Genomic DNA, 3745 nt, shown 5'->3' on the forward strand with positions numbered 1-3745 from the left:
GCCCGAGGCTGCTCCACCCGTAACCGCCGTGACAGCCAAGGCCACGATAGCCGCACCGGCTTCTGTCAGCCCTTGGGCTTTATAATCCCAGTCTTTAAATTCAGCCTTAACTGCTTGCCAATCCACTTGCTTGGATAATTCTGGATCATCACGCAGTTGCTTGATCCATGCCATGCCTGGAGAGCGAGACAATTGCTCAAGGGATTTGTCTAAATCACCGGTTGCCTGATACTCAACAACAAAGCCATCACCCGCATCAAGCTTTATGCCACCCTTAGCATCTATGGTGACATGCTCGATGGTCTCCTTAAGGTAACCTTTATCGCTCTCACTCCACCACACAAGGTTTTCATTACGCTGATAAACGTCCTTAAAATCTTGATCCTTGTTGGTCAGAAACTTGATCTTCCCCGTATCTGATGCCAAATGCGTCTGACCACCACTTGATAGCCCTGCCGCATCAAGCGTGAGATCTCCATTTTGCGCATGCATGGAGAGGTTGCCCTCTGTTTCTATCGTGGTTTTGTTTGTAGTAACTTCTGTTGATTGTTGACGAAACTTATTCTTTTGCTTCGATTTGTCGCCTTCTTTGCCCCTCAGATCCAAATCAAAACTGTTAAAATCTTGCTCTGAAATCGCGTTGAGAGCGCCACCACTGGTGAAATCCCCATTGCCCTTGGCTTTAAACTTTCCCCCAAGGTTAAGTTCACCACCTGTGACAATGGTCAAATCTCCATCACTGTTGACTTCTGTCAAACGGTGCTCACTGCTTTGGGCGTTATAATGCCCTTTTTCCAATGTCTCCTTATGGTCACTCTCTAGCACTAATGAACCAAACGTAGCAGAACCATCGACAATCACCGTCATCGGACCGCCACTGCTCCATTGGCCACCAGTCATGCTTAAATCGCCAAGGGAGTGAATGTTTAAATCCTGTATAGAAATGATTTGAGCCTGCTGCCCACTGCGATCAACAAAACCATATTCATTCGTGTCACGGATTTTTGCAGTACCATCAATGATTGTCTTCGCATTGAGGGTGATGATATCCCCCAGAATAACACCGGAAGAATTGGCTAAAAGATCGCCACTGCTGAGATCTACAGCACCGCTGCCAAGCAAAAAACCACCATCATTAAACAAAGTTTGCGTAGTCGAAACATGCAATGCACCATTACTTGATATGGTGCCGCTATTGGTAAGACGGTCCGTCTCTATAGTGACGCCATTGCCTTTCAAACGTGCACTGGCAAGGTTTCCTTGCTGCGTTTTTGCCCCATAAACATCTTGTGCTAAAGAAGTGTTTGGTGCCAAATAAACGTGGGGTACCAAGACCTCTTGTCCGTCGACAAGGTGGGTCTCAAGCCAGATCATATCCTTTTTGATCCCAGCAATTTGCTGAGGCGTTAAGGGCTTGCCTAGCACTAACCCCAAGGGATCTTGCTGCTCCACAGCATTGTCATAGAGCCTTTGCATTTGAGCATTGGGATCTTCAACATCAAGAAGAGTGCGATTGCCTGTCAGTTCAAAGATTTGCTCACCCACCAGACGATATTCAAAATAAGCATCCCCCAACTTTTTGAACACGTGCTCAGGCTTATAATTGCCAATCTTTTTTAAGTAATAGTCCGATCCTAAAAATTTACTTGGGTTGATAAAATCTGGACGCGTCTCGACTAAAAATGGCACATCCGGTGTTTGGGTCTGGTCCAATTCTGTCTTAACAGAGTTAAGCCCATCTTGCGTTGGCACTTGTATGGATTCTGGTGCGGGTGTTTTTGTGCTTGGTGCAAAAAGCCCTTTGTGCCCTTTCAAACCATTGATAATACCGTCCAATCGATCATCACTAATCAGTGGTTTGGAACCGTCAAAATCGGTGTTTTTAACACCAGCCAACCCTTTATCGCCAGAGCTTAAGCCAACTTGCTCAACCCCCTCACGCACCGCATGATTATCAATATAGCCTGTCAACTTGGCATCAAGCGTGCCACCAGCTTCAATCGTGCCGTAAACAGTATCATAAGTGCGGGCGGTTGTTTGGGTAAAAGTAGGACCATCCCATTCTTTTGCATCGTGCGCTATACATCCTGGATTTGTGATACTACATTGCTTATATCTGTAGCGTGTTTTAGTCACAATCTTGGTTGTTTCGATTAAATCGCGCCCCTCATTGAGCAGCGTATCACCCTGCATCTCAATGTTGCCATTAGCAGCAATCAAACTATAACTATTGCGGATATCACCGGCATGAACCGTGAAATGGCGCCCTACCAAAATCTGGGCAGCATTATTGATAAAATGAGGCTGCTGACGAATGATCGTGGTGTCGATATTTTTCTTGATCTTTGTGTGTTTATCAACATTTGGGATTTTTTCCCATTCTCCTCGCACGTAACTGTGAGAAACCACTTTATCGCTAACTTCAACTCCACCTTCACGCATGTTGGTAAGCGCTGAGACATCGAAGGTCATATCGCCTGACACGGCTTCTAAAAGACCCGAGCTGTTGATCACATGACCAGCCCGCTCTCCACTTAAACCACGGATGATGAGATTGTCTTCAGCAATGACATCGGCAAACTTATTAATAAAATCCCCATCTAAGGAGAAAATGGCAGATTTCTTGGCATAAATCAGCCCACTATTACTCAGATCAGCGCTCACATTGAGCGCAACCCCATCACCACTTGAACCAATACTGCCGGCATTGTCCAAAACATCTGCGGTTAAGACAAAAGCACCACCACTTTTGAGAACACCGTCTTCACCATTTAAAACCAGAGCAACTTGCCCCAATGACGGATCATGACTTTTTGCTATAAGCGTAAAACTGTTACTGGCTAAAAGCTGACCTGAATTGGCTAAAGACCCAAGCTTCGCATCAACAACACCGCCCACCATAATACCGGAATTGCTTAAAACATCATGACTGTTGAGAGTAAGTACCCCGCCTTGCACTTCCACAAGCCCAGCTTGGGTGAGTGTGCCTGCCTTCAGCGTTACATCATAGGCGCCAACCTCACTTGTCTCGCCCATTGTCAATATGCCATCACTGGAAAGCTCTATCCGCTTTTTAGAGACAATGCGCCCCGTTTGGCTGAGATTTGTTTGCGCATGCAAAGCAATGGTATCATTGCTTTCTATCGTGCCACTATTGCTTAAATCACCGTGGCTGGTCAGTTGAAGGTCACCACGCTCAATCTCTATGTGCCCTGCTTGGATCACACTCTCAGCAACAATATTGACTGCCCCTTGCGTAGAAATAAGACCATCAACATTCTCAAAACTGCCCACATCAATGCGCAAACCATCCCGCGCTAAAACATGCGCACCTTCATCATGTGTAGCGTTTTGTTGCTCTGAATTTGTCGTTTCAGCGCTTTTATTGACAAAAGACGTTGCAACAATCTTCATCTCACCGGCTAAAGCACTGAGAAGACCAGCCTCATTATTTATATGACCAGCACGTGTCTCTTTCAGCCCACCAATGCTGAGAGCCTCTTCTGCAATCATTCTGCCCTGTGTGTTGGTTAAATCACCATCACTGAATACGTCCATAGATTTTTTGGCGTAAATCAGCCCACTATTGCTGACATTCCCTGCCACATTGAGGGCAACATTCTCACCACTAGAGCCAAGCACACCGGCATTGTCTAATTGCCCTGCGGTCACAACAAAAACGCCACCACTTTGAAGGACACCTTCGGATGTATTCTTCAGAAAGGCTTGTTGCGGATCGGCGCCT

1 pseudogene is annotated in these 3745 nt (G+C 46.1%); it reads right to left on the reverse strand.

Annotated features, from left to right (window positions below):
• A pseudogene (locus ACFILW_RS08740) lies at positions 1-3745 on the reverse strand (filamentous hemagglutinin); the annotation flags it as partial.

Origin of the sequence: Bartonella sp. TT110JLCBS (assembly GCF_042193405.1) — a bacterium.
In the GTDB taxonomy this organism is placed as follows: domain Bacteria; phylum Pseudomonadota; class Alphaproteobacteria; order Rhizobiales; family Rhizobiaceae; genus Bartonella.